The sequence below is a fragment of the Streptomyces sp. NPDC101110 genome (assembly GCF_044759525.1).
Taxonomy (GTDB): domain Bacteria; phylum Actinomycetota; class Actinomycetes; order Streptomycetales; family Streptomycetaceae; genus Streptomyces.
Genome location: NZ_JBIVZM010000008.1, coordinates 196,933 through 220,503, shown reverse-complemented (window position 1 = coordinate 220,503; position 23,571 = coordinate 196,933). Strand labels below are relative to the sequence as shown.

Genomic DNA, 23,571 nt, shown 5'->3' with positions numbered 1-23,571 from the left:
GGTCGGCGAGGCGGTTGGGCATCCCGGCGTCCGAGCGGCCGCCGTGGCAGAAGCGGCGCGGGAAATGGGCGGAGTGAGTCCTCACTCATTGACGGAGTGAGGACTCACTCCGTACTCTCGCAGTCATGACAGCCGCCAAGGGGAACCAGACCGCCCGCCGCCGTGCTCCCGGGATGTCGCCGGAGCAGCGCCGCGAAATGATCATCCAGACCGCCATCCCGCTGATCGCCGAGTACGGCGCCGCCGTGACGACCGCGAAGATCGCCCGCGCGGCGGGCATCGGTGAGGGAACCATCTTCCGGGTCTTCGCCGACAAGGACGCGTTGCTCCAGGCATGCGTGGCCGAGGCGCTCTCCCCGGAGCACGCGGTCCGGGAACTCGACGCGATCGACCTGTCCCAGCCGCTGCCCGAACGGCTCGCGGAGGCGGCCGAGGCACTGCAGGCCCACATGTCCAGGATGGGAGCGATCCTCGGGTCACTGGGGCATCGCGGAGGCAAGTACCCCGGCACCGTGCGCGGCGCGGGCCGAGAGGAGTCGACGGCCCGTATCCGCGCGGCTCTCGTCGAGCTGCTGGAGCCCGACAAGGCCGCGCTGCGCAGGCCGCCGGAGCAGGTCGCGGCCCTGTTCTTCGGGCTGCTGTTCACCCAGCCCCGTACCGACGAAGAACCCGATCTGACCCCCCTGGAGCTGGCTGACGTCTTCCTGCACGGGGCGCTCTCGGCAGGTGCCGAGTGAGCGTGCGGAAGAGACGTCCTGGGGTGGCGGCTCCGGCCGTCCTGTCCCCCGTCCTGGTATGGCTGGTCGCGGACCCGCTGTTGGGGCACCCGTTACGGATCGTCGACGGCGCGCGGACGCTCGACGTCGGCGCCGGACCCGTGGCGGTCGTCGCCCTGCTCGTGTCCCTCGCCGGCTGGGGACTGCCGGCAGCCCTGGAGCGGTTCGGGGTGCGGCACGCCCGCCTCATCCGGACCGCGGTGGCCGTCGCCGTACTGGCCCTGTCCTTCCTGCCGTTCACCGGCGACGGCATGGACGGCGGCACCCGGGCATCCCTCGCCGTCATGCATCTGGCGGTGGCGGCGGTACTGATCCCGGGGTACGGCGGCGGGACGCGCTCCCCGGCAGCCGGTACCGCCGGGGCGTAAGCCGCCGGGATCGGTACGCCGGTGGTCCGGGACTGCGGACCCCTGGACAGTCGGGCCGGGCCCTGGGGTCACGCCCCGCAGGACGCGCCGGGGCCGTCGGTCAGGGCGATGATGGCGGTGATGCGTTTGCCCACCGGCTCCCGCTGCACCACGAAGTCCTCGACCACGGCCTGCACGATCTCCAAGCCGTGCTGGCCGATCCTGCTCGGGTCGGCGTCCCGGGGTGCGGGGACCGTCGGGTCGCTGTCCCAGACGGAGATCTCCACGGTGCGGGCGGTGACACGCAGTTCCAGCAGGACGGGCCCGGGAGCGTACTTGCGGGTGTTGGTGACCAGCTCGCTGACCACCAGCTGCGTGAGTTCCCTCGCCCGGGCGGAGACGGGAAGGTGCTGCTCGTCACTCGCCCGGTCGAGGAAGGCGACGGCATGGTGGCGGGCGTCCGCGATGCAGCTTGCGCCCTCCCCCAAGGCGTATCCGACACGCATGAGATGGTCGTCCGGCGTTGTACAGCCCTCACCGTCGGCATCAGATTTCACTGGCCTCGCCCTCACTCCCCGTTCACGCGCGCCGGTACCCGTTTCGCCGCCCCGCATGCACGCAGGTGTTGTTCGGCACACCCGCACGGGTGCATGTGGCCGGGTCCGTGGGGCACAATCAGTCGCGCGCATTGTGATCGGGTAAGCCTAAGCACAGTTGAGGAGACGGTGTCCCCACTTGAGGAAGCAGACCGGCCGGGCCGGCTGCACGCCGAACACCGCATCGCCGGAGGTATCCGTGTCGTGACGTTGCGGGGCGAGATCGACCATGACGTCCGGGACGTGCTCAGCGACGCCCTGCGGGTCGAGGACGAGGCGGTCCCACCGCGGATAGTGGCCGACCTCAGCGGAGTCACCTTCATGGACTCAAGCGGCATCAACGTCTTCGTCGCCGCCCACCAGCAGGTGAGCGACGCGGACGGGTGGGTGCGCATCGCCGGCGCCCAGGAATCGGTCCTCCGCGTCCTGCAACTGGTCGGCGTCGACACACTGATCCCCTGCCACCCCACCACGGAACAGGCCCTGACCGCCTGATTCAGGTCGGGGTCCGTGCGATCCGCCGTCGGCAGGAGGGGACTGGGCTTGAGTCTCCCTCAGGGGGAGACGTCAGGGTGAGGGCATGGACGGCGACACGCTCTACTCGATCGGCGAACTGGCCCGGCGGACCGGTCTGACGGTCAAGACCATTCGGTTCTACTCCGATCGCGGGATCGTGGCGCCTACGGACCGCAGCCCGGCCGGCTACCGCCTTTACGACCATGACGCCGTTCCGCGCCTGAACCTGGTGCGGACCCTGCGGGACCTGGGAGTGGACCTGCCCACGATCCGCAGGGTCGTGGACCGGGAGCTCTCGCTTCCCGAGGTCGCCGGGGCGCACGCCGAAGCCCTGGCCGTACAGATCCGCGTCCTGCGCCTGCGGCATGCGGTGCTGACGGCGGTGGCCGAGCGCCGGCTCACTACCGAAGAGACGGATCTCATGCACAAGCTGGCCCAGCTCTCCGAGGACGAACGCCGACGTCTGATCGGAGACTTCCTCGACGCCGCCTTCGGAACCGACTCCGCGTTCGCGGGGATCAGGCGCTCGATGACTCCCGAGATTCCCGACAGCCCCGAGGTGGAGCAGATCCACGCGTGGGTGGAGTTGGCCGAACTTGCCGCAGACCCGCAATTCCGCGCCGGGGTGCGGCGGATGGCGGAGGACCACACGGCCGAACGGGCAGAACGCGCCACCGCGGGCCTTGCCCGCGAGTTCGGGGCGGTCGTCCGTGACCGTGTCGCCCCCGCATTGGCGGCGGGCATCGACCCGGCTTCGCACGAAGCCGATTCGATTGTTGCGGCCCTTGCGGCTGACTATGCACAGGTCCTCGGCCGCCGCGACGACGCCGAACTCCGCCGTCTGCTGCTGGTCCGGCTGGAGGGTGTGAACGACCCGCGCTGGGATCGGTACCTGCAGCTGCTCGCAGTGATCAATGGCTGGCCCGCGCCGGAGTGCCTGGTGCCGGCGTTCACCTGGTCCACGGAGGCCGTGCGCGCGCGAACGGCACGGTAAGGGGTGCGATGGTCGCCCCGTCACGAGTGCGGCACCGGAGGGGCGAGCGGGAATGCCGGTCGGCAGCGGACGGGTGGGCGGAGTTCCTGAAGGGGAACCGCCTACCCCGGCAGCCACCGACCGGCAGCCACGGATGCGCCCTCCCGTCGGGCGGTGGCGCTGTCAGGGCAGGATCTCCACGTACCCGTCGCTGCCGTGCACCCGGATCCGCTGACCGTCCCGGATGAGGCGGGTGGCCCGGTCGACACCCACAACAGCCGGCAGGCCGTACTCGCGTGCGACCACCGCACCATGGGTCATCAGGCCGCCCACCTCCGTGACCAGACCCGCGATGCCGACGAACAAGGGTGACCAACTGGGGTCCGTGTAGGCCGTGACCAGGATGTCGCCCGCCTCGAGGTCGGCGTGTGCCATGTCGAGGACGACGCGGGCCCGGCCCTCGATCGTCCCGCCCGACACCGGCAGACCCACCAGGGCGCCGTGCGGCACGTCTTCACGCCGGTACGCCCCGTTGACGGTCTCGCCCTCCGACGTGAGCACGCGGGCCGGTGTGAGCGCGTGGTAGGTCCGGAACTCGTCCTTGCGTCGACGGAGGAGCCCGTCGTCCACGTGGTGCGAGCGGACGACGTCCTGAAGCTCCTGGAACGTCAGGTAGAAGATGTCCTCCCTCTCGGCGAGCACTCCGGCCCGCACGAGACGGCCGGCCTCCTCCAGCAGGGCCTGCTTGTAGACGAAGTAGCGGCTGATGATGCCGTACTTCGGGTACTCGCGGTAGCCGATGAAGGTGCGGACCCGGTCGATCATCCGCTTGGTCTCGGCGGCCTTGGTCTCCCCGTCGGGCAGGGCCCGCAGGCGGGACAGCATGTCGTGTTCCTTCTGCCGTGCCTCCTGCCGGCCCTGCTCGAATCGCCGTGCGGCGGCGCCCGGTTCAAAGTTCCTGACGTTGTCCAGGATGGCCGGCACCAGCGTGCCGGGACGCTCGCTCCACCGCGGCCTGGTGATGTCGATCTCCCCGGCACAGCGCATGCCGTAGCGGTCGAGGTAGGTCTCGATGGCGTCGCGCGCTTCGGTGCCGCCCGCCAGCTTCGGCAACTCGTCCAGGAAACCGTCCTCGTCGGCGGCGTTCCGCAGGTACGCCACCACCTCCGGGTGGCGGCGGATCACGTCCGCGACGTCGAGCAGCGCCAGTCCCATCTCGGACGTGACGTTGCCGGGGGCGGACAGGGTGAGGGTGTCAGCCGCGTTCTTCTCCCCGAGCCATTCGTGCAGCTTGTCGTTGAGCCACCAGGTGGCCTCCATCCCCGCCATGATCGCCTGGATGCTCACCGGGTCGCTGAGCAGCTCCTTGTGCTCCTCGAAGGCCTCCCACAGAAAGTCGAACAGGGCCGGACCGGTCTTCGTCGCGATGTCGCGCCGCAGGGCGGCGAGGGACGTCCGGCTGCGCTCGATCAGCCCGGCGACGATGGCCGGGTCGGTCTCGATCGGGGTGGGCGCGCCACCGGTTCGCACTCCGGAGGGGCCCGGGTCCGGGCGCGAGGGGACGAAGTCGTCGCGCGCGAGGACGGTTTCCAGCGCGTCCCGGGTCAGGGGATCGCCTCGGCCCACGAGGTCCAGGAGGCCTGTACGGCTCGCCGGCGAGGACAGGGCCCGGGTGGCGTCGACGAACAGCCTTCCGCCGGCGTCGGTCATCGGAGCCATGGCCGTCAGCTTCCAGACGGAGAGCCCCAGGGGTTTCATGGGGTCGGTCATCATCTGCTGATGGCCGACGGAGACGTAGACGTGGTTGTCCTCGTCGTCGGTTTCGGGAGTGGGATAGAGCGTCGTGATCGGCCGGCTCTGCACGATCTGGAACCCGTCGTCGCCCAAGCACCACTCGATGTCCTGCGGGCGGCCGAAGTGTTCTTCGATCCGCCGCCCGAGCCGTACGAGCTGCACGACCTGCGCATCCGTGAGCGCCGGTTGACGCTGCTGCCGCGCGTCGACGGCCACTTGCTGCGTGCCGCCGTCCGGCAGGGCGTGAACGGCCCGCTGTTTGGCGGCGATCGTCTTCTCGACGACCTCGCCGCGGCGCACCTTGTAGACGTCCGGGTTCACCAGGCCGGAGACCAGCGCCTCGCCGAGGCCGAAGCCCGCGTCGACGGTGGCGACCTTCCGGTTGCCGGTGACCGGGTCGGCCGTGAACAGGATGCCGGCCGCGTGCGGGAAGACCATCTTCTGCACGACCACGGCCATGTCGACCGTACGGTGGTCGATGTCGTTGCGCTGACGGTAGGTCACCGCCCGCTCGGTGAAGAGCGAGGCCCAGCACCGGCTGACATGCCTGAGGATCGCCGCCGGGCCGACGATGTTGAGGTAGGTGTCCTGCTGGCCGGCGAAGGAGGCCGTCGGCAGGTCCTCCGCGGTGGCGCTGGACCGGACGGCGCAGGCCGCGTGTTCGCCGAGCCGTGAGAGGGCCCCGGTGATCGCCGCGGCCAGGTCGTCCGGGACGGCGATCTCCTCGATGGTCCGGCGAAGCCGCTCGGCGAGCGTGCGAGCCGACTCCCGGTCGTCCGGGTGCGAGCGACTCAGCTCATCCAGCAGATCGTCGATCGACGGCGACTCCTTCATGATCCGCCGGAAGGCTTCCGTCGTCACACAGAACCCTCCCGGCACGCCGACGCCGTCGATCCGCGCGAGCGCGCCCAGGTGGGCGCCCTTGCCGCCGACGACGGCGAGCTGCGTCTCGTCGACCTCGTGGAGGTCCAGCACGTACCGCTCGGTCATCGCGATACCTCCGGCCCTGCCGACTTCCTGGACGAGCACGTCCCCATGTCCGACACACGCACCTCGTGTCCCCGTTTCCGCAGGTTGTGGCTTCGGCCGACGATTGTGTGGCAGGACCGGGGCCTTGCCGCAAGCCCCCCTGTGCGCTATAACTTGAGAGAGGCAAGGAGAGATCTCCTTGCCTTTGTGCTTTCCGGGACCGCCCCTGCCGTTGTGAGCGCTCGAACTGTGCGCGTCCCGTTGAACGGCTGTTACGCTGCACGTGACCTTGACCTTGTACCGAGGAGTCACAGACGTGGTGGGTGAAGACGACATCTCCGGGTGAGACCCGGATCTGACGGCCACCGGACGCGCTGCGGAAGCGCCACCGATGTGGCCGGTTCGTCGTACCCCCTTTTCCCACGCCTGCCCAGGGCAGAGCTCTCTCTGCCCGCAGTTCTCGCGAGGTCATCTCCATGTCCGACGCCGCCGTCGTGTGCTCCAATCTGTCCTTCGCCTGGCCCGACGACACCCCGCTCTTCAGTGACCTGTCCTTCAGCCTCACGACCGGCCGTACCGGCCTGGTCGCCCCGAACGGTGCCGGCAAGAGCACTCTGCTCAAGCTGATCGCCGGTGAACTCACGCCCCGTACCGGCTCGTTGACGGTCCAGGGGACACTGGGCCACCTCCCCCAGCACCTCCCCCTGACCGGCGGGCTCACCGTCGCCGAGGTCCTCGGCGTCGCCGCTGTGATCCGCGCCCTGGACGCCGTCGAGTCCGGGGACGTCAGCGAGGAGCACTTCACCACCATCGGCGACGACTGGGACATCGAGGAGCGCACCCGCGCCCAGCTCGACCGGCTCGGCCTGGCGGGTCTCGCCCTGGACCGCAGCCTGAGCACCCTCAGCGGCGGGCAGATCGTCTCGCTCGGTCTCGCCGCCCAGTTGCTCAAGCGTCCCGACGTACTGCTGCTCGACGAACCGACCAACAACCTCGACCTGGAGGCCCGGCACCAGCTCTACGACGTGCTGTCGGACTTCACCGGTTGTCTGCTGCTGGTCAGCCACGACCGCGAGCTGCTCGACCGCATGGAACGCATCGCCGAGCTCGGCAGCGGCGAACTGCGCTTGTACGGCGGCGACTTCTCCGCGTACGAGGAGGCCGTGCGCAATGAGCGGGAGGTCGCCGAGAAGAACGTCCGCAGTGCCGAGCAGGAGCTGAAGCGGGAGAAGCGCGAGATGCAGCAGGCCCGCGAACGAGCCGAGCGACGTGCGGGCAACGCCGCGCGCAACCTCAAGAACGCCGGCCTGCCGCGCATCTTCGCCGGCACCATGAAGCGGGGTGCGCAGGAGTCCGCCGGACGGGCCGGACAGATGCACTCGGCCCGGGTGAGCGAGGCCAGGGCCCGGCTCGACGAGGCCGGGCGCGCCGTGCGCGAGGAGCCACGACTCGCCCTCGACCTGCCCGGCACCCAGGTGCCCGCCGGCCGTACCCTCTTCCTGGGCGAGGGGATGCAGGTACGGCTCGGTGGCCGGCAGGTCTTCGCGGAGGGCGGTGTCGATCTGACCGTCCGGGGGCCCGAGCGCATCGCGCTGACCGGGCCGAACGGCGCGGGGAAGACCACACTGATGCGCCTGATCACCGGTGAACTCGCGCTGACGAGTGGGCATGTGCGGCACAGCGACGGCCGTGTCGCCTACCTCTCGCAGCGACTGGACCTGCTGGACCCGGACCGCACCGTGGCCGAGAACCTCGCCGGCTTCGCTCCGGAGCGGCCGGAGGCGGAGCGCATGAACCTGCTGGCCCGTTTCCTCTTCCGGGGCGCCCGCGCACATCTGCCCACGGGGGTCCTCTCCGGTGGTGAACGGCTGCGCGCCACGCTCGCCTGCGTCCTGTGCGCCGACCCGGCTCCCCATCTGCTGCTGCTCGACGAACCGACCAACAATCTCGATCTGGTCAGTGTCGGCCGGCTGGAGAGCGCGCTCAACGCCTACCAGGGCGCCGTGCTGGTGATCAGTCACGACGAGAGGTTCCTCGCCGAGATCGGGGTGGACCGCAAACTGCGCCTGGCGGACGGCACGCTCACGGAGGCGGGAGCCCCCGAGGTGTGAGCCGTCGACACGTACAAGGGCGCGCGCCCGCGGCCGCGCGCCCGGCGGGCCCATCACCGATCACCGATCCCGATCACCAGTGGACGGACACCTGTGCCCCGGCATGCCGAAGCAGACCTCGGCAAGCCCGTCGAGGCGCTCTCGGTGGGTCGGCGACGGCGTCTGGCCCTGGCCCTGCTGGTGGCCCGCCCTCCGCACCTGCTGGACCCTGGAGACGGGCGAGTTCCGCGCAGGTTCACCGGCTGAGGCGGTGACGCATTCCGCGTGAGGGGTGCCGATCGCCTGAAGCCCTGAGCGGGCCGGGCCTACAGACCCAGGTCGAGTGCGAGGCAGGAGTAGAACTTCCACGAGCCCTCGGGATCGTAGTCCTGCGCGCCGCCGCCCGGCCTGGCCTCCACCTCTTCGGCCATGTCTGCGAAGCGGATGCGCTCGGGAAGCCTTCCGTAACGCGCCCGTCGTGCCACTGCGGCGGCGTCCGTCGTCAGATCCTCGCCCATGACCGGTCTCCCCTTCGCGCATCACGCTGTCACCTTGGACGAGCATCAGCCTGCACCCTTCTGCGTCACCAGTCAAGACGGTGACGATGACTTCTCCGAGCGAGTCAGACGGTGTCTTGAACTCGGTGTAGGTGCCGAGGCCCACCGCGCCGTACTCGCGCCCGATGCCACTGGCCTTGGAGCCGCCGAAGGGGCCGTCGAAGCCGAGTGGGGCGCCGTTGACCGTGACGGTGCCGGTGCGGATGCGGCGGGCGACCGCCAGGGCGTGGGCCTCGTCAGCGGACCAGACACCGCCGGGGAGTCCGTACTCGGAGTCGTTGGCGATGCGGACGGCGTCGCCATCGTCGTCGTAGGCGATGACGGCCAGCACCGGACCGAAGATCTCCTCCCGCGCGATGCGCATGGTGCCGCACGCAGGTGCCATGAACGACGAATGGCCGGGAAGGGCGACGCCCTTCCCGGCCACGCCGGCGTACAGAACTAACCGCGCCTGGGCAGCCGCCAGTTCGGGCGCGGGAAGTGGCAGGTGTAGCCCTCCGGATAGCGCTGGAGGTAGTCCTGGTGCTCCGGCTCCGCCTCCCAGAACGCGCCTGCGGGTACGACCTCGGTCACCACCGGACCCGGCCACAGACCGGATGCCTCGACGTCGGTGATGGTGTCGAGAGCGACGCGCTGCTGCTCTTCGTCGAGGTAGAAGATGGCGGAGCGATAGCTCGCGCCGATGTCGTTGCCCTGCCGGTCCCGGGTCGTCGGGTCGTGGATCTGGAAGAAGTACTCCAGGATCGCGCGGTAGTCGGTGGCGGTCGGATCGAACACGATCTCGATCGACTCCGCATGCCTGCCGTGGTCACGGTAGGTGGGACGGGGCTTGTCGTTGTCGCCGCTGTAGCCGACCCGGGTACGGATCACTCCGGGGAGCGATCGGATCAACTCCTGCATGCCCCAGAAGCAGCCGCCCGCCAGCAGCGCCCTCTCCTCGACGTCACTCATGGCGCATCACCTTTCCTGCCCGTATCCGTCCGCACTCGACTGTAGTCACCATCTTGACAGGTGACGGGCAGGGCTGCCACGGCCGGGCCACCCAGCGATGCACCCTGGTGATCCGCTACATTCATGAGACGCTTGAGCCACCTACAGTCGCATCAGTGAGTCACGAGTCGCCTCAGGTTGCACGAGGCGCCGTTAGACTCGGTGCGGTGAGAGCCGACGCCGCCCGCAACCTGGAAGCCGTCCTGGCCACGGGAGCGCGCATGCTCGCCGCCGACCCGGGCGCGAGCATCGCGAACATCGCGGCCGAGGCGGGGGTGGACCGGCGCACCGTCTACCGGCGCTTCGCCTCCCGCGAGGACCTCCTGACCGCGATCCACGCGTCCCGCCTCACGGCCATCGAGCACGCCATCGCCGACGCCCGGCTGCGCGAGGCCCCGATCGCCGTCGCCCTGCACCGCTACGTCGAGAACATCATCGCCGTGAACCGCACCTGGCCGGTCGACCTCGCCCGCATGCTCGCCGACGACGGCGTCCGCGCCCGCCAGGACGCCTGCGTCCGGGAAGTCGACGCCTTCCTCGAACGCGCCACGAGCGAGGGGCTCCTGCGCCCGGACCTCCCCCCGGGATGGGCGAGCGCACTACTGCCCCAGCTCATGCACCTGATGTCCCGGCAGATGCCCGACCTGAGCCCCGCACAGGCGGCGGACGTCGTCGTCGACACGCTGCTGCGCGGCCTCGGGGCGTCCTGACCCGCCGGTGGCGGGCAGGCCGGAAACCGGCGGGTGGCCGGGAATCCCGGGGTGAGCGCGGGAGCGACAGCGGGAGGACGGGCCCGATATGCGCCAATGTCATCTTCTCGCGCCGGGAAAGGGCCCGGCAGCGCCCGCCCCGCACAGCAGCCCCGGACCGGCACAGGCTGCCTGGGCAAACACGACCTCCGTCACTCCTTCATATTTTCAACATGGCTCCCTCACGTCATGAACACTTCCAGCCGAGTGCGGAGCCGCGCCCGGACCGCGGGGCAGACGCTGCGCCCGGCCGCTGCCTAGCCTCCCTGGCCATGCGATCACCCCAGATGAGACGTTTCGGTCTCGGCGCCGTCCTCGCCCTCGCTCTCGCCGTGTTCGGCCTGGCGCCCACCGCGAGTGCGGCGCCGGCACCGGCGGAGCTGACCTTCACCACCGACAGCGCCACCACCACCCCGGGCGGTTCGGTCAAGCTGTCGATGACCCTCACCAACAACAACACCTACGACGTCTGGTTCGTGTACCAGACCATCGAACCGACGTGGCTGACCACGCAGCGCCCCGACCTGAAGTACCACTTCTCCGGGTGCAGTCTCACCACGGCGAACGGCGCCGCTCCCTGCACCGGGACCGGCCCGGCCAACCTCGGCGGCAACTACGGCACCACCATCCCGCCCGGTCAGAGCCGCACGGTCACCCTGACCCTGGACGTCGCCGCCGACTCCGGCTGCAACGGCAACATCGGCTTCTACTCCTACTTCTACGCCGAGTTCAGCGACTCCACGAACGTCAGCGGCGGGCCGGTCTACACGCCTGTCACACGCGTGCTCTGCTCCTGACGCCCCGTCCGCGGAGCCGACGGCCGTGACCTGAAAGTTTCGCCGTCCGGGTATCGGCTCCGGTCTGGACCACTGGCAATCCGACCGGCGGGCCCACCAGGCCCGCCGGTACGCCGCGCAGGGCCCGGACCAGCACGCCGGGCCCCGGCGCCCACCGGGCCCGCCCCGACCCGGCGGCACGGAACGGCTCGTTTCGCTTTCGGAACCGCCCTGTTGGACACCTGCGCTTTTCCGTCATGTTCCGCAACATGACCGCGAAATCTCCACACAGACATCACTATGTGACCCGAACGGATGCGTGACGAACTGGCTTCTGAGGGGGACGCCGGCGGCACGCAAGGGGGTGCGTCCGCTCCACGGGAGCCGTGCTCACCCCTGCCCGGGGAGGGGACCTCACCGCATGAAGCGGACCTTTCGCACCACCGTGCTCACGGTGGGTGCGCTCATCGCCGCCCTCGGCCTGCCGGCCGGCACGGCACACGCCGACTCCACGCCCCGCGTCGACCTGCGGGTGCTGGTGGTGAGCGACGGCGGCCCGTCGACCGACGCCATAGCCGCCGAACTGGCCGCGGCCGGAACGCCGTACACGCGGATCGACCTCACGCAGGCCGGCCGGCGGGTGATCGACGCCGACTTCCTCGCGGACACCGTCGACGGCAGGCCGCGCGCCAAGTTCCAGGCGATCGTGCTGCCCAACGACAACCCGTTCCCGGCCGGTTCAGCCGAGATGGAGGCCCTCACGGCGTACGAGCGGACGTACGACGTGCCGCAGGTCGACGCCTACACCTACGCGCGTCCCGAGGCCGGACTGCAGTACCCCGTCCACGGGGGCTACTCCGGCAGCATCGACGGCAAGCGGGCGGAGGTGACCGCCGCCGGCAAGTCGGGGTCCTTCGGCTACCTCGACGGCTCGGTCCCCTTCGAGGACAACGACCCCGCCGTCGGTGAGAGCTACGCCTACCTGTCCAAGCCGCTGGCGGGGGCCGACTTCACCCCGTACGTGGAGGCGGCGATCCCCGGGCAGGCCGCCAAGGGCACACTGGTGGGCGAGTACCGGCACGACGGGCGGCGCGAGCTGGTCGTCACCTTCGTCTACAACCAGTACCAGCAGCAGTTCCGGCTCCTGGCCCGCGGCATCGTGGAGTGGATGACCGGCGGGGTGCACCTGGGCGCCGCACGGAACTACTTCTCCGTCCACGTGGACGACGTGTTCGCCGCCGACGACCGCTGGAACAGCCAGCTCAACTGCACACCCGGCGACGTCGACTGCGAAGACCCCGCCGCGACGCCCGACCCGATCCGGATGACGGCCGCCGACGTCGACCACGCCGTCGAGTGGCAGAACGGCAGGAAGTTCACCCTCGACTTCGCCTACAACGGCGCCGGCAGCGCCGACCACCGCGAGGACCACAACGGCGCCGACCCGCTCGCCGACCGGCTGATCGCGCGGCGGGGCGAGTTCCGGTGGATCAACCACACCTACTCGCATCCCTTCCTCGGCTGCGTGCAGGACACCACGGTCGTGCCCTGGAAGTGCGCGACCGACGCCGGCGGCAGCACCCGGTGGATGAGCCGCAACGACATCTCCGACGAGATCGCCACCAACCGGGTCTGGGGCGAGAGAGCCGGACTTCCCCTGGTGAACGACGAGTTGGTGACCGGCGAACACTCGGGCATGAAGGTGCTGCCGCAGCAGCCCGAGGACAACCCCAACCTCGCGCTCGCCCTCGACGACAACGACGTCGCCTGGCTCGGCTCCGACAACTCCCGTGAGCCCGACCAGCGCCGGGTCGGTCCGGCCACGACCGTGCCCCGCTACCCGATGAACGTCTTCTACAACGCCGGCCGGGCGGCCGAGCAGGTCGACGAGTACAACTGGATCTACACCGGCCGCGCCCAGGGCGGCAGCGGCATCTGCGAGGACAACCCGGCCACCACCACCTGTCTGCCGGCGCCGCTGAACCCCGCCACCGGCTACGCCGAGCACATCGTCCCGCTGGAGACGCGGATCGCCCTCGGGCACGTCCTGGCCAACGACCCCAAGCCGCATTTCATCCACCAGTCGAACCTGGCCGAGGACCGCATCGCCTACCCCGTGCTCAACGGCGTCCTGGACGGCTACGAGGCGTTGTTCGCCGAGGACACACCCGTGGTGAACCCGCGGATGAAGGACATCGGCGTCGAGCTCCGGCGCCGGGCCGACTGGCAGGCCGCCCTGCGGGCCGGGCAGGTCACCGCCTACCGCATCGGCGACACGGTGACCGTCGACGCGCCGAACGGGCTGGCGGTCACCGCGACCCTGCCCACCGGCACCACCCTCGCCGGCACCGCGTTCGGCGAGGCGTACGCCGGTGCCGTGTCCGGCTGGACGCCCTCCACGGGTACGCCCCTCGCCCTCACCCTGCCGACGACCGCGGCGGCACCGGCCCTCGACGCCGGGGCCGGGCCCGCCCCGGCCACCGGCACCGCACCGCGCACCCGGCTCCCCGCGGGTGTCACCGACCCCGTGGGTCACACCACAGCCGGCTGAACGGCGCATCCACCGCAGTCCGACCGACGGTCCCGGCCGCTCCGCAGCGGCCAGGACCGGCCCGAACCACCCCACTCCTCGGCCGTGGAGCACATCGATGCCCGTTCCCCAGGGCGCGCGACGTACCGGAGCGACGCGCGTCACCCTGCTCACCGAAGGCACCTACCCGCACAGCCACGGCGGCGTCAGCGTCTGGTGCGACCAGCTCGTCCAAGGCATGCCCGACCTCGCCTTCGACGTCATCGCCGTCACCGGCACCGGGCGTGAGCCGGTCGTATGGGACCTGCCCGCGCATGTCTCCGGCGTGCGGTCCGTCCCCATGTGGGGAGCCCCGCCCGAGGGACGCGCGCCGCGGGGCCGGGCCCGCAACCAACTCGCCGCCGCCTACGAACGGTTCCTGGCCGCGCTGCTCGACCCGCACGCCGAGGACCAGTTCGCGCCCGCCCTGTACGCCCTGGCACGGGCCGCCTCGGCGGGGACACTGAGCCCCTTCCTGCGCGCTGACCGGGCGATCGCCATCCTCACCGCGGTGTGGAACCGCCCCGGTCTCGCCGTGCGCGAGGCACAGCCGACGCTGCACGACGCGCTCACCGCGACCGCCCTGCTGGAGCACGCCCTGCGCCCGCTGGCCGCCCCGGTCCCCGAGCGCGGGGTCGCGCACGCGGTCAGCGGCGGGGTAGCCGTCCTGCCCGGCCTCGCGGCCCTGGAACGCCACGGCGTTCCGCTGCTGCTGACCGAGCACGGGGTCTACCTGCGGGAGCGCTACCTCGGCTACCGCACGGCCCCCTACCGCTGGCCGGTGAAGGCCGTGATCCTCGGGTTCTTCCGGCTGCTCGCGCAGGAGAGCTACCGCCGGGCCGCGCTGATCACCCCGGGCAACCGCTACAACCGGCTGTGGGAGGAGGAGGGCGGCGCCGACCCGGAGTCGATCCGCACGGTCTACAACGGCGTCGACCCCGCCGCGTTCCCGGCGGCCGGGCCGGAGCCGGAGGCCCCCACTCTCAGCTGGGCGGGCCGCGTCGACCCCATCAAGGACCTGGAGACCCTCATCCGGGCCTTCGCCCTGGTCCGTGCCGAAAGCCCGCACGCGCGGCTGCGGTTGTTCGGCGGCACACCTCGGGGCGGAGAGGCCTACCGTGAGCGCTGCGAAGCACTGGCCGCCGAGCTCGGACACGCCGACGCCGTCACCTTCGAGGGGCGCGTCGACGACATCAAGGACGCCTACGCCGCCGGGAACGTCGTGATGCTCTCCAGCATCAGCGAAGGCTTCCCCTTCACCCTGATCGAGGCCATGTCCTGCGGCCGGGCGACCGTCTCCACCGATGTGGGCGGAGTGCGCGAGGCCGTCGGAGACGCCGGGCTCGTGGTGCCTCCGCGCGATCCGGAGGCCATGGCCGCGGCCGCGCTGGAACTGCTGGGCGACGCCGGGCGGCGCGGGGCGATGGGCGAGGCGGCCCGGCTGCGGGTCATCGAGCAGTTCACCCTCCGGCAGACCATTGACACGTTTCGATCCATCTATGGGGAACTGGCCCACCCGGAACAGGAGTTGACGGTCATGCCCTCGGTGAGGATGTCGGCCCCGGCCGTCCACGGCACCGGAAGCCTCGCCCTGTGAGCGGGCCGATATCCCTCGAACCCGGGGGCGCGGAACAGGACACGCTGGCCATCCGGCTGGCCGGCGCCCGCCCGCCCCGTCGGCGGCCGCGCTGGGCCCTCGACGACACCACACTCGCGATGCGGCTGCCCCGGCGCGGCCCCGACGACGAGGCCGTCAGTGAACTCGCCGCCGAACTCGCCGACCGCGTAGGACCGGCCGTCCACCCCTACGAGGTGGCCGCGCTGCTGGAGGCCGAGGGGCTGTCCGCCTCCGTGATCAACGAGCGGTACGGTCACCCGAACCTGTTCTCCCTCGCCTCCGCCCTGTACGAGCGGGTGCCGCGGACCTTCCCGGAACCTGCGCCGGCGGCCGACCCCTGGCGCCCCGACACCGTGCGCTGTCTGCTGCGGGGCGTGCTGTTCGCCCTGCCGGGGCTCGCCTACCTGCTGACCGCACCGCTGTGGGACGCCGGTGGACATGCCGCCGCCCTCGTCGTGGCCGGACTCGTCTCCTGGGCGTGGGGGCAGGCTCTCGGTCACCGCGCGCACCTGCGGATGGCGACCGGACGGCGGGAGGCCGGCCGTACCCTCCTGGCCGGTGCCCCCGTGGGCGCGGCGGTCGCCACGGCGGTGGCCGCGCTGCCCGCCGACGGCGGGCCGGTGACCCTGGTGGCCGCCGCGCAGTCCGCGTACCTGGCGGCCGCCGGTGTCCTGCTGGTGCTGGGCCGCGAACGGCTGCTGCTGGCCGCGCTCAGCCCCCTGCTCGCCGGGGCGGCGGTCCTTCCGTGGTGGGAGCCGGGCCCTCTGGTCCGGGCCGGGCTGCCCCTGCTGGCGTTGCTCGGCACGCTCGGCGTCACCGGCTGGGTTTTGAGGGGCGCCCTCGCCGTCCCGGCCGTGGCCGGCGCGGCCCGGCCGCGGCTGCTGTGCTCCCTGCCGTACGGCCTGTTCGGGCTGGCCGCGGGGGTGCTGGTGCTGCTGGAGGGGCGGGAGGAGCCCTACGCGGTGATCGTGCTGACGCTGAGCATGGGGCCGGCGGAGTGGCTGCTGTACCGCTACCGCGGGCTGTCGGTGGCCGCGCTGCGCGCCACCGCGACGCCCGCCGGGTTCCTGCTGCGCTCGGCCGGCGTCCTCGGCTTCTGCCTGCTCGCCTACCTCGCACCGCTGCTGCCCGCGGCCCTGCTCACCGGGGCCGACCCGGCCGCCCTGCTGCTGCTCGCGGCCGCCCTGTGGACCGCATTGCTGCTCCAGGCGTTCGGGGCGGCCTGGTCGTCGGCAGGGATCTGCCTGGCGGCGGCCGGTGCCGCCGGAGCGGTCGTCCTGTTCGGGCTGCCACCGGGCGCCGCCCTGGCCCTGCCGGCCGGCTGCGGCGCCGCCGCCCTGTGTCTGTCGGCGTGCGTGCTGTGGCTGCTCGGGCGGCCCGCACCGCACGCCTGAGCCCCGCTCCTGGCCCGCACCTCTCACCTCATCGAAGGGACAACCCCGTTGACCTCCGCACCGCTCGCCGCCGTCACCGGAGCCGAGGGCTTCATCGGCTCGCACCTCACCGAGGCGCTGGTCGCCTCCGGACACCGGGTGCGGGCCATGGCCCAGTACAACTCCTTCTCCTCCTACGGCTGGTTGGAGACCCTGCACCCGGACGTCCTGGACCAGGTGGAGATCGTCCTCGGCGACGTCCGGGACCCGGGCTCGGTCCGCGGTCTCCTGGAGGGCGCCGACACCGCCTACCACCTGGCGGCCCTCATCGCGATCCCGTACTCCTACCAGGCCCCGCACAGCTACGTGGACACCAACGTCACCGGCACCCTCAACGTGCTGGAGGCGGTGCGCGCCCTCGGCACGCCCCGGCTGGTGCACACCTCCACGAGCGAGACGTACGGCACCGCGCAGACCGTGCCCATCACCGAGGACCATCCCATCAACACGCAGTCCCCGTACGCCGCTTCGAAGGCGGGCGGGGACCGGCTGGCGGACAGTTACCACGCCAGTTTCGACACCCCAGTCGTGACGCTGCGTCCCTTCAACACCTTCGGGCCGCGCCAGTCGATGCGCGCGGTCATCCCCACCGTCATCGGGCAGGTCGCCGCGGGAGAACGCACGATCACCCTCGGCGATCTGCGGCCCACCCGGGACTTCACCTTCGTCAAGGACACCGCGCAGGCCTTCCTCGCCGTCGGCACCGCGCCCGCCGAGCGGGTCGTGGGCCGGACCTTCAACGCCGGAACCGGCGGGGAGATCTCGGTCGGCGATCTGGTCGCACTCATCGGCAAGGTGATGGACAGCGCCCTCGACGTGCGCGAGGACACCGCCCGCATCCGCCCCGCCAACTCCGAGGTGATGCGGCTGGTCGCCGACGCGAGCCGGCTCGGCGCGGCCACCGGCTGGCAGCCCGCGCACTCCCTGGAGGAGGGCCTCGCGGCCACCGTGGAGTTCTTCCGCGACCCGGCCAACCTCGCCCGGTACAAGACCGGCATCTACAACATCTGACACGCAGCGGATCTCGTCCGTCACGTCCGCGCACCGCGCACGTCCATGAAGCGTTCACGAAGGAGGACTCCCATGCACGCAGTGATCCTGGCGGGAGGCAAGGGCGTCCGGCTGCGGCCGTACACCACCGCGCTGCCCAAGCCGCTCGTGCCCATCGGTGACCAGCACGCCATCCTGGAGATCGTGCTGCGCCAGCTGTCCACGGCCGGTTTCACCAGCTGCACCATCGCCATCGGCCACCTCGGGGAGATCATCCGTGCCTATGTCGGCGACGGCTCGCAGTGGGGCCTGGCCGTCGACTACGCCACCGAGGAGAGCCCGCTGGGCACCATGGGCCCGCTGCTCAACCTGCGCGACCGTCTGCCCGAGACGTTCCTGGTGATGAACGGCGACGTCCTCACCGACCTCGACTACGCCGACGTCCTGCACCGGCACCGCGCGTCCGGAGCGCCGCTGACGATCGCGACGTACGCCCGCAAGGTGCACATCGACTTCGGTGTGCTGACGACCAACTCCAGCAAGGTTGTCGCGTTCACCGAGAAGCCGAGCATGGACTACCGCGTCTCCATGGGCGTCTACGGCCTGTCCCGCGCCACCCTGGACGGCTACACGCCCGGACTCCCCCTCGGCTTCGACGAGCTGGTGCTGGACCTGCTCAAGGCCGACAACCAGCCGCACGCCTACGACTTCGACGGCTACTGGCTGGACATCGGCCGCCCGGACGACTACGACCGGGCCAACGCCGAGTTCACCACCCGCAAGTCGCTTCTGCTCAAGGGAGCCTGAGCACGTCATGCGCATTCTCGTCCTGGGCTTCACCGGCTATCTCGGAGCTCACGTGGTCGAGCGGCTGCGCGCCCTGCCGGGCGCGCAGATTCTCGGCGGCGGCCGGTCACCGGCCGCCGACCTCGACGTCGACCTCGCCCGTGTCCGCCCGGAGCGGCTGGTGAAGGCCCTCGCGTCCGCCGCGCCCGACACCGTCGTCAACTGTGCGGGCGCGACCGGTGGTGACGCCGTCACCCTCGCCGAGGTCAACACCCGTGGGCCCGCCGTGCTGTGCGCCGCCCTGCGCGAGGCGGCACCCGCGGCCCGCCTGGTGCACCTGGGCTCGGCCGCCGAGTACGGCCCGGGCACGCCTGGCACCCCGGTGGCGGAGTCGGCTCCCACGTGCCCGGTCGGTCCTTACGGTGCGACCAAGCTCGCGGGGACGGTCGCGGTGACCAGCTCCGGTCTGGACGCGCTGGTGCTGCGGGTGGGCAATCCGGTGGGGCCCGGAGCTCCGCCCACCGGGCTGCCCGGCCGGATCGCCGCGCTGCTGCGCGAGACCGGTTCGGGCCCGGAGGCGGTGCTGCGGCTCGGCGATCTGTCCGCTCACCGCGACTTCGTCGACGTACGCGATGTGGCGCGGGCGGTGGTCCTCGCGGCTACCGCCCCGGGGCCGTTGCCGCCCGTCCTCAACATCGGCGGGGGCGCTGCCGTCCCGGTGCGCGATCTGGTGCGGGGCCTGGCCGCGCTCGCCGGTTTCCGGGGCCGGATCGAGGAGAGCACGGCGCGTGCGGCGGGCTCGGCCCGTTCCGCGCAGGTGTCGTGGCAGTGTTCCGACATCGCCGCGGCCGAGCGGGCCCTGGGCTGGCGTCCGGCTCACTGTCTCGACGACGCGCTGACCGCACTGTGGGAAGGCGGCCGCACGCCGTGAGCCTGCTGATCCCGCTGTACGTCCATCCGGCCGAGGACCCCGGTGCCTGGCACCGGCTGATCACCGCCGCCACCCGCACCTACGGTGTCGTCCTCAACCCGGCGAGCGGGCCGGGCGAGGTGCCCGACCCGGCGTTCACCGCGGCGGCGGGGGCGCTGCGGGCCGCGGGTGCGCGTCTGCTGGGCTACGTCGACACCGACTACGGGGTGCGTGCGCCCGAGGACATCGCCGAGGACGTGCGCCGGCACCAGGAGTGGTATGCGGCGGACGGCTGTTTCCTGGACCGGGTGACGGCGACCCGGGAGGGACTGCCGGCCTGCCGCAGGCTGGTGCGCGCGGTACGCAGGCTGGGTGCGGGGACGATCGTCCTCAACCCCGGCGTCCATCCGGCGCCGGGCTACGCCCGCCTCGCCGACCTGACCGTGACCTTCGAGGGCCACTGGTCGACGTACGTCGCCGCCTTCAGCCGGCCGGCGTGGACCGCGCGGCACCCGCCCGAGCGGCTGTGCCACCTCGTCTACGGCGTGCCCGAGGCCCTCGTGCCCCTCGCCGTGCGGACCGCGCACGACCGGGGGGCGGCGGTGTGCGGCCCCGTGACGGGCGAACCACCCAATCCGTGGGCCGAGTTGACACCCGCCCTCATGGGAGCGAGTCGATGAGCGGGCGGGCGGTGACCTGCGCGGCCCTGCTGACGGCGCTGACGGCCGCCGCGCTGACGGGCTGCTCCGGCGGTGCCGGACGTCCCGACGGCGGACACGGAACGGCGTCGCCGTCCCGGGCCGTGTGGAAGCCCCGTCCGGGCCTCGCCTGGCAGTGGCAGCTCGACGGGAGGGTCGACGGGTCGGCCGACGTGCCCGTCTACGACATCGACGGCTTCGAGAACTCCGCGGCGGACGTGGCCCGGCTGCACCGCGCGGGGAGGAAGGTCATCTGTTACATCAATGTGGGGGCGTGGGAGAACTTCCGGCCGGACCGGGGCGCCTTCCCGCATGCCGTGCTCGGCGAGCCCAACGGGTGGTCGGGTGAACGCTGGCTGGACATCCGGCAGCTGACGGTGCTGCGACCGATCATGGAGCGCCGTTTCGACATGTGCCGCGACAAGGGCTTCGACGCCGTGGAACCCGACCTGGTGGAGGGCTACGGCAACGACACCGGCTTTCCCCTCACCGCACACGATCAGCTCCGCTACAACCGCATGATCGCGGACATCGCCCATGAGCGAGGGTTGTCGGTCGGGCTGAAGAACGACCTTCCGCAGATCCCCCGGCTCGTGCGCGACTTCGACTTCGCGGTCAACGAGGAGTGCGCCCAGTACGACGAGTGCGGCGAGCTCTCGCCGTTCATCGCGGCGGGCAAGGCGGTGTTCCACGTGGAGTACGCGGAGCCACGGAGCGCCTTCTGCGCCGAGTCCCGCCGCCTTGGCCTGTCGTCGATGCGGAAGGAGCCGGAGCTCGGGGTGTGGCGGAGCCCCTGCTGAGCGTGTCGCACGATCAAGGCTGTGCCGAACCCTGCTGTCTGCGCGCGGGCCTCCGGAACGGGTCGGCCGGCGACTCGGAACAACCTGACGGCTCCTCCCTCGTGTGGAGGGGAGGAGCCGTCCAGGTGTGTTTTTCAGGTGTTCGCCGTCAACGGATCATGCGTGACGGTGGGAGTGCCGGCTCCCCGTGACGAGGCGGTAGAGGGCGAGCAGGATGAGGGAGCCGACGACCGCGGCGATCCACGTGGAGAGGTCGAAGAACCCGTCGATGGAGTCCACGCCGAAGATGACCTTGCCGAGCCAGCCGCCGAGCAGACCGCCGACGATACCGATGAGCATGGTGATGATGATGCCGCCGGGGTCCTTGCCCGGCATCAGGGCCTTGGCGATGGCGCCCGCGAGAAGGCCGATGATGATCCACGCGATGATGCCCATGGTGCGTCTCCGCTTCCTCGTATAAGGATTCTGTTAAGACATCGGGTGTGCCGATCCCGCCCTCCCAAACGTCTCCATCTGATATCGGGTCTGTCCGCCCTGGGGCACGAGGGGTTCGCGGGAGCTCAGTGAGAGCCGGAACGGTCGAGGTCGGCCACCTCGCGTACGGCGTCGGCGATGGCGGGGTAGTCCTTCCTCAGGATCGCGCCGTGGTTGCTGTCGACCTTCACGCTGCGGATGTCGGCACGGCGAGCCGTAACCGCTTCCAGGCTCGCCCGAATCCGCTCCTGCTCGTCGCCGCGGCTTCCGAACGACGCCCCCGAAGCGACGACGTACCGCACCGGGACGTCGATGCGGTCGAGCACGGGTCCCAACTCGCGCTCGCGGGAGAGCCTGCCGAGCTCGATGTTGCTGTTCGCCTGCTCCTCGGCGGTCATCCGCGGGGCGAGGCCCGTCGGGCGCAGCAGCGGCATCACCCAGGACAGCCGCCGGAAGAGCTTGCGGATCCGCTGCTCCATGGCGTCGTCGAGCCAGTCGTGGGGGAAGGCGCCGTCGACCAGGATCGCGCCCACGGTGCGACGGGGGTTCCGGGCGGCCCAGTGCGCCGCGACGACCGCCCCGTAGGACCAGCCGACCACCACGGCCCGGTCCACACCCCTGGCCGCGAGGACGGCGTCGACGTCCCGGACGGCCGCCGCGAAGGAGTAGTCCGCCGAACGCCTCGACTTGCCGCGAGCCCGTTCGTCGTAGGTGATGTGCCGCCATTGCGGACCCAGTTCGGCGAGGGTCCGCCGCCAGTATCCCTGGGTGGCGAACTGGCCGTTGAGGTAGACCACGGGGGTGCCCGGGCCGCCGGTGTCGGTGACGGCCAGGGCCGTGTCCTCGACCGGCACCATGCCGGTCCAACGTCCGGCGTGCGGGGTCGTGTTGTTCTCGGGCATGTCCTGCTCCTGTTCGTGTGAGCGTGCTGCTGGCTGCCGGAGATCGGCGCGCCGCCAGAGGCTGCGGGCGGGGCGTCGCGCTTCCGCGTCATGCTCTTCTTCGCTTCGCGCCTCGCACTGTTTCCAACGATGGAAAAGCTACGTTGCATTCACTTATGTGGCAACACGATTCGCACGCACTATTTGCATCACCGCAGACCGGAGACGTCCAATCATTGCAACAGCCTTGCCGCTTAACGCAATGACCTACCTACTTCGTTGCAATGGAATGAAGGTGAAAGCTCCGCCGGGCCGCCGTTCCGTACCCTGGCGACATGCGCATGCGTCCCACCCTGAGCTGGACCCCTGCCGGTGACCTGCCGCCCGGGAGCACGGACCTGGAGCCGGTCACGGATGCGCTGCGTGCCGGTGGAGTGCTGGTGCTCAGCGGAGCGGGTATCTCCACGGAGTCGGGCATCCCCGACTACCGGGGCGAGGGCGGGAGCCTGAGCCGGCACACGCCGATGACCTACCAGGACTTCACCGCCGCCGCCCAGGCGCGGCGCCGGTACTGGGCCCGCAGCCACCTCGGCTGGCGCACCTTCGGCCGGGCCCGCCCCAATGCCGGGCACAGGGCCGTGGCGGCCTTCGAACGGCACGGCCTGCTCTCGGGTGTCGTCACCCAGAACGTCGACGGTCTGCACCAGGCCGCCGGCAGCGAGGACGTCGTGGAACTCCACGGATCCCTGGCCCGGGTCGTCTGTCTCTCCTGCGGCGCCTTCGGCCCGCGCAGCGAACTGGCCGAGCGGCTGGAGGAGGCCAACCCCGGGTTCGCGCCCGTGGCCGCCGGAATCAACCCCGACGGAGACGCCGACCTGACGGACGACCAGGTCGCCGGCTTCCGTGTGGTTCCCTGCACGGCATGCGGCGGCGTCCTCAAACCGGACGTCGTGTTCTTCGGTGAGACCGTTCCGCCCCAGCGGGTGGAACACTGCCGCACGTTGGTGCGTGCCGCGACCTCCCTGCTGGTGCTGGGCTCCTCCCTGACCGTGATGTCCGGACTCCGCTTCGTCCGCCAGGCGGCCCAGGCCGGGAAGCCGGTGCTGATCGTCAACAGGGATCAGACCCGGGGCGACCGGCACGCCCTCACCAGGGTCGCTCTCCCGTTGGGCTCGGCCCTGAGTACCGTCGCACTGCAGTTGGGTCTTCCCCTCGACTGAGCGGGAGACCGCGGCCTCGCGCCGTGCCCTCGGTCGGGTGACCGCGCGGCCGTCCGGTG

At 71.2% G+C, this 23,571-nt stretch carries 22 protein-coding genes and 1 pseudogene; 16 read left to right on the top strand and 7 right to left on the bottom strand.

What is annotated here, in order from left to right; genetic code table 11:
• Window positions 1-125 precede the first annotated feature (125 nt).
• Window positions 126-737: a TetR/AcrR family transcriptional regulator gene (locus tag ACIQU3_RS20925; protein WP_403731134.1), complete on the top strand. Its 612-nt coding sequence runs from the start codon at window positions 126-128 to the stop codon at window positions 735-737.
• A 2-nt stretch (window positions 738-739) separates the two neighbouring features.
• Complete coding sequence (locus ACIQU3_RS20920; protein WP_403731129.1) at window positions 740-1,144, top strand: DUF6069 family protein; 405 nt, start codon at window positions 740-742, stop codon at window positions 1,142-1,144.
• A 68-nt stretch (window positions 1,145-1,212) separates the two neighbouring features.
• Here the strand turns inward: ACIQU3_RS20920 and ACIQU3_RS20915 are convergent, their stop codons facing one another.
• A complete protein-coding gene (locus tag ACIQU3_RS20915) occupies window positions 1,213-1,629 on the bottom strand; it encodes an ATP-binding protein (RefSeq protein ID WP_403731126.1) in 417 nt (138 codons plus the stop codon).
• A gap of 219 nt (window positions 1,630-1,848) precedes the next feature.
• On the opposite strand from ACIQU3_RS20915, the gene ACIQU3_RS20910 reads away from it, so the two are divergent.
• Both ACIQU3_RS20910 and ACIQU3_RS20905 read left to right on the top strand, forming a co-directional pair.
• Window positions 1,849-2,214 (top strand): STAS domain-containing protein, encoded by a 366-nt coding sequence (locus ACIQU3_RS20910; RefSeq protein WP_403731123.1) that lies wholly within the window; start codon window positions 1,849-1,851, stop codon window positions 2,212-2,214.
• A gap of 85 nt (window positions 2,215-2,299) precedes the next feature.
• On the top strand, window positions 2,300-3,229 hold the full coding sequence (locus ACIQU3_RS20905; RefSeq protein ID WP_403731120.1) for a MerR family transcriptional regulator: 930 nt from the start codon (window positions 2,300-2,302) through the stop codon (window positions 3,227-3,229).
• Between the two features lie 162 nt (window positions 3,230-3,391).
• Here the strand turns inward: ACIQU3_RS20905 and rph are convergent, their stop codons facing one another.
• Complete coding sequence (rph, locus tag ACIQU3_RS20900; RefSeq protein WP_403731117.1) at window positions 3,392-5,992, bottom strand: rifamycin-inactivating phosphotransferase; 2,601 nt, start codon at window positions 5,990-5,992, stop codon at window positions 3,392-3,394.
• A 455-nt stretch (window positions 5,993-6,447) separates the two neighbouring features.
• Between rph and ACIQU3_RS20895 the strand changes: the two genes are divergently transcribed.
• Window positions 6,448-8,082, top strand: coding sequence for an ABC-F family ATP-binding cassette domain-containing protein (locus ACIQU3_RS20895; RefSeq protein ID WP_403926997.1), 1,635 nt, complete (start codon window positions 6,448-6,450; stop codon window positions 8,080-8,082).
• Between the two features lie 305 nt (window positions 8,083-8,387).
• Here the strand turns inward: ACIQU3_RS20895 and ACIQU3_RS20890 are convergent, their stop codons facing one another.
• From ACIQU3_RS20890 to msrA, 3 genes and pseudogenes are all read right to left on the bottom strand, one after another.
• Complete coding sequence (locus ACIQU3_RS20890; protein ID WP_403731111.1) at window positions 8,388-8,579, bottom strand: hypothetical protein; 192 nt, start codon at window positions 8,577-8,579, stop codon at window positions 8,388-8,390.
• A 112-nt stretch (window positions 8,580-8,691) separates the two neighbouring features.
• Window positions 8,692-8,985 (bottom strand): annotated as a pseudogene (locus ACIQU3_RS20885) (aldehyde dehydrogenase family protein); the annotation flags it as partial.
• Window positions 8,986-9,059: 74 nt separating this feature from the next.
• Entirely contained in the window at window positions 9,060-9,569 is a 510-nt protein-coding gene (msrA, locus tag ACIQU3_RS20880; protein WP_403926994.1) for a peptide-methionine (S)-S-oxide reductase MsrA, read from the bottom strand.
• Window positions 9,570-9,829: 260 nt separating this feature from the next.
• Between msrA and ACIQU3_RS20875 the strand changes: the two genes are divergently transcribed.
• The 10 genes from ACIQU3_RS20875 (at window position 9,830) to ACIQU3_RS20830 (ending at window position 20,937) form a co-directional block, all read left to right on the top strand.
• A complete protein-coding gene (locus tag ACIQU3_RS20875) occupies window positions 9,830-10,318 on the top strand; it encodes a TetR/AcrR family transcriptional regulator (protein WP_403927130.1) in 489 nt (162 codons plus the stop codon).
• Between the two features lie 326 nt (window positions 10,319-10,644).
• Window positions 10,645-11,154 carry a hypothetical protein gene (locus ACIQU3_RS20870; RefSeq protein WP_403926991.1) on the top strand — a complete coding sequence of 170 codons (510 nt, stop codon included), beginning with the start codon at window positions 10,645-10,647 and terminating at the stop codon, window positions 11,152-11,154.
• A gap of 400 nt (window positions 11,155-11,554) precedes the next feature.
• Complete coding sequence (locus tag ACIQU3_RS20865; RefSeq protein ID WP_403926988.1) at window positions 11,555-13,684, top strand: hypothetical protein; 2,130 nt, start codon at window positions 11,555-11,557, stop codon at window positions 13,682-13,684.
• A 97-nt stretch (window positions 13,685-13,781) separates the two neighbouring features.
• Window positions 13,782-15,299, top strand: a complete 1,518-nt coding sequence (gene pelF, locus ACIQU3_RS20860; protein WP_403926985.1) for a GT4 family glycosyltransferase PelF — start codon at window positions 13,782-13,784, stop codon at window positions 15,297-15,299.
• Window positions 15,296-16,714 carry a hypothetical protein gene (locus tag ACIQU3_RS20855; protein ID WP_403926982.1) on the top strand — a complete coding sequence of 473 codons (1,419 nt, stop codon included), beginning with the start codon at window positions 15,296-15,298 and terminating at the stop codon, window positions 16,712-16,714. The genes pelF and ACIQU3_RS20855 overlap by 4 nt, the downstream gene beginning before the upstream one ends.
• A gap of 48 nt (window positions 16,715-16,762) precedes the next feature.
• Entirely contained in the window at window positions 16,763-17,764 is a 1,002-nt protein-coding gene (locus ACIQU3_RS20850; RefSeq protein ID WP_403731091.1) for a GDP-mannose 4,6-dehydratase, read from the top strand.
• A 72-nt stretch (window positions 17,765-17,836) separates the two neighbouring features.
• Window positions 17,837-18,550, top strand: coding sequence for an NDP-sugar synthase (locus ACIQU3_RS20845; RefSeq protein ID WP_403926979.1), 714 nt, complete (start codon window positions 17,837-17,839; stop codon window positions 18,548-18,550).
• A 7-nt stretch (window positions 18,551-18,557) separates the two neighbouring features.
• A complete protein-coding gene (locus ACIQU3_RS20840) occupies window positions 18,558-19,460 on the top strand; it encodes an NAD-dependent epimerase/dehydratase family protein (protein ID WP_403926976.1) in 903 nt (300 codons plus the stop codon).
• Window positions 19,457-20,119: a spherulation-specific family 4 protein gene (locus ACIQU3_RS20835; protein ID WP_403926975.1), complete on the top strand. Its 663-nt coding sequence runs from the start codon at window positions 19,457-19,459 to the stop codon at window positions 20,117-20,119. Before ACIQU3_RS20840 ends, ACIQU3_RS20835 begins: the two co-directional genes overlap by 4 nt.
• Complete coding sequence (locus tag ACIQU3_RS20830; RefSeq protein ID WP_403731078.1) at window positions 20,116-20,937, top strand: endo alpha-1,4 polygalactosaminidase; 822 nt, start codon at window positions 20,116-20,118, stop codon at window positions 20,935-20,937. Before ACIQU3_RS20835 ends, ACIQU3_RS20830 begins: the two co-directional genes overlap by 4 nt.
• Before the next feature lie 156 nt (window positions 20,938-21,093).
• Here the strand turns inward: ACIQU3_RS20830 and ACIQU3_RS20825 are convergent, their stop codons facing one another.
• Window positions 21,094-21,372: a GlsB/YeaQ/YmgE family stress response membrane protein gene (locus tag ACIQU3_RS20825; RefSeq protein ID WP_403731075.1), complete on the bottom strand. Its 279-nt coding sequence runs from the start codon at window positions 21,370-21,372 to the stop codon at window positions 21,094-21,096.
• Between the two features lie 125 nt (window positions 21,373-21,497).
• Window positions 21,498-22,313: an alpha/beta fold hydrolase gene (locus tag ACIQU3_RS20820; protein ID WP_403926972.1), complete on the bottom strand. Its 816-nt coding sequence runs from the start codon at window positions 22,311-22,313 to the stop codon at window positions 21,498-21,500.
• Between the two features lie 314 nt (window positions 22,314-22,627).
• On the opposite strand from ACIQU3_RS20820, the gene ACIQU3_RS20815 reads away from it, so the two are divergent.
• Complete coding sequence (locus ACIQU3_RS20815) at window positions 22,628-23,512, top strand: NAD-dependent protein deacetylase (protein WP_403731068.1); 885 nt, start codon at window positions 22,628-22,630, stop codon at window positions 23,510-23,512.
• Window positions 23,513-23,571 lie beyond the last annotated feature (59 nt).

Excerpts from the sequence above, each read along its gene's own strand:
- ACIQU3_RS20815 (WP_403731068.1), top strand. The coding sequence starts at position 22,628 with ATGCGCATGCGTCCCACCCTGAGCTGGACCCCTGCCGGTGACCTGCCG.
- ACIQU3_RS20830 (WP_403731078.1), top strand. The coding sequence starts at position 20,116 with ATGAGCGGGCGGGCGGTGACCTGCGCGGCCCTGCTGACGGCGCTGACG.
- ACIQU3_RS20890 (WP_403731111.1), bottom strand. The coding sequence starts at position 8,579 with ATGGGCGAGGATCTGACGACGGACGCCGCCGCAGTGGCACGACGGGCG.
- msrA (WP_403926994.1), bottom strand. The coding sequence starts at position 9,569 with ATGAGTGACGTCGAGGAGAGGGCGCTGCTGGCGGGCGGCTGCTTCTGG.
- ACIQU3_RS20905 (WP_403731120.1), top strand. The coding sequence starts at position 2,300 with ATGGACGGCGACACGCTCTACTCGATCGGCGAACTGGCCCGGCGGACC.
- rph (WP_403731117.1), bottom strand. The coding sequence starts at position 5,992 with ATGACCGAGCGGTACGTGCTGGACCTCCACGAGGTCGACGAGACGCAG.
- ACIQU3_RS20875 (WP_403927130.1), top strand. The coding sequence starts at position 9,830 with ATGCTCGCCGCCGACCCGGGCGCGAGCATCGCGAACATCGCGGCCGAG.
- ACIQU3_RS20925 (WP_403731134.1), top strand. The coding sequence starts at position 126 with ATGACAGCCGCCAAGGGGAACCAGACCGCCCGCCGCCGTGCTCCCGGG.
- ACIQU3_RS20895 (WP_403926997.1), top strand. The coding sequence starts at position 6,448 with ATGTCCGACGCCGCCGTCGTGTGCTCCAATCTGTCCTTCGCCTGGCCC.
- ACIQU3_RS20915 (WP_403731126.1), bottom strand. The coding sequence starts at position 1,629 with ATGCGTGTCGGATACGCCTTGGGGGAGGGCGCAAGCTGCATCGCGGAC.
- ACIQU3_RS20840 (WP_403926976.1), top strand. The coding sequence starts at position 18,558 with ATGCGCATTCTCGTCCTGGGCTTCACCGGCTATCTCGGAGCTCACGTG.
- ACIQU3_RS20825 (WP_403731075.1), bottom strand. The coding sequence starts at position 21,372 with ATGGGCATCATCGCGTGGATCATCATCGGCCTTCTCGCGGGCGCCATC.
- pelF (WP_403926985.1), top strand. The coding sequence starts at position 13,782 with ATGCCCGTTCCCCAGGGCGCGCGACGTACCGGAGCGACGCGCGTCACC.
- ACIQU3_RS20870 (WP_403926991.1), top strand. The coding sequence starts at position 10,645 with ATGAGACGTTTCGGTCTCGGCGCCGTCCTCGCCCTCGCTCTCGCCGTG.
- ACIQU3_RS20865 (WP_403926988.1), top strand. The coding sequence starts at position 11,555 with ATGAAGCGGACCTTTCGCACCACCGTGCTCACGGTGGGTGCGCTCATC.
- ACIQU3_RS20820 (WP_403926972.1), bottom strand. The coding sequence starts at position 22,313 with ATGCCCGAGAACAACACGACCCCGCACGCCGGACGTTGGACCGGCATG.
- ACIQU3_RS20845 (WP_403926979.1), top strand. The coding sequence starts at position 17,837 with ATGCACGCAGTGATCCTGGCGGGAGGCAAGGGCGTCCGGCTGCGGCCG.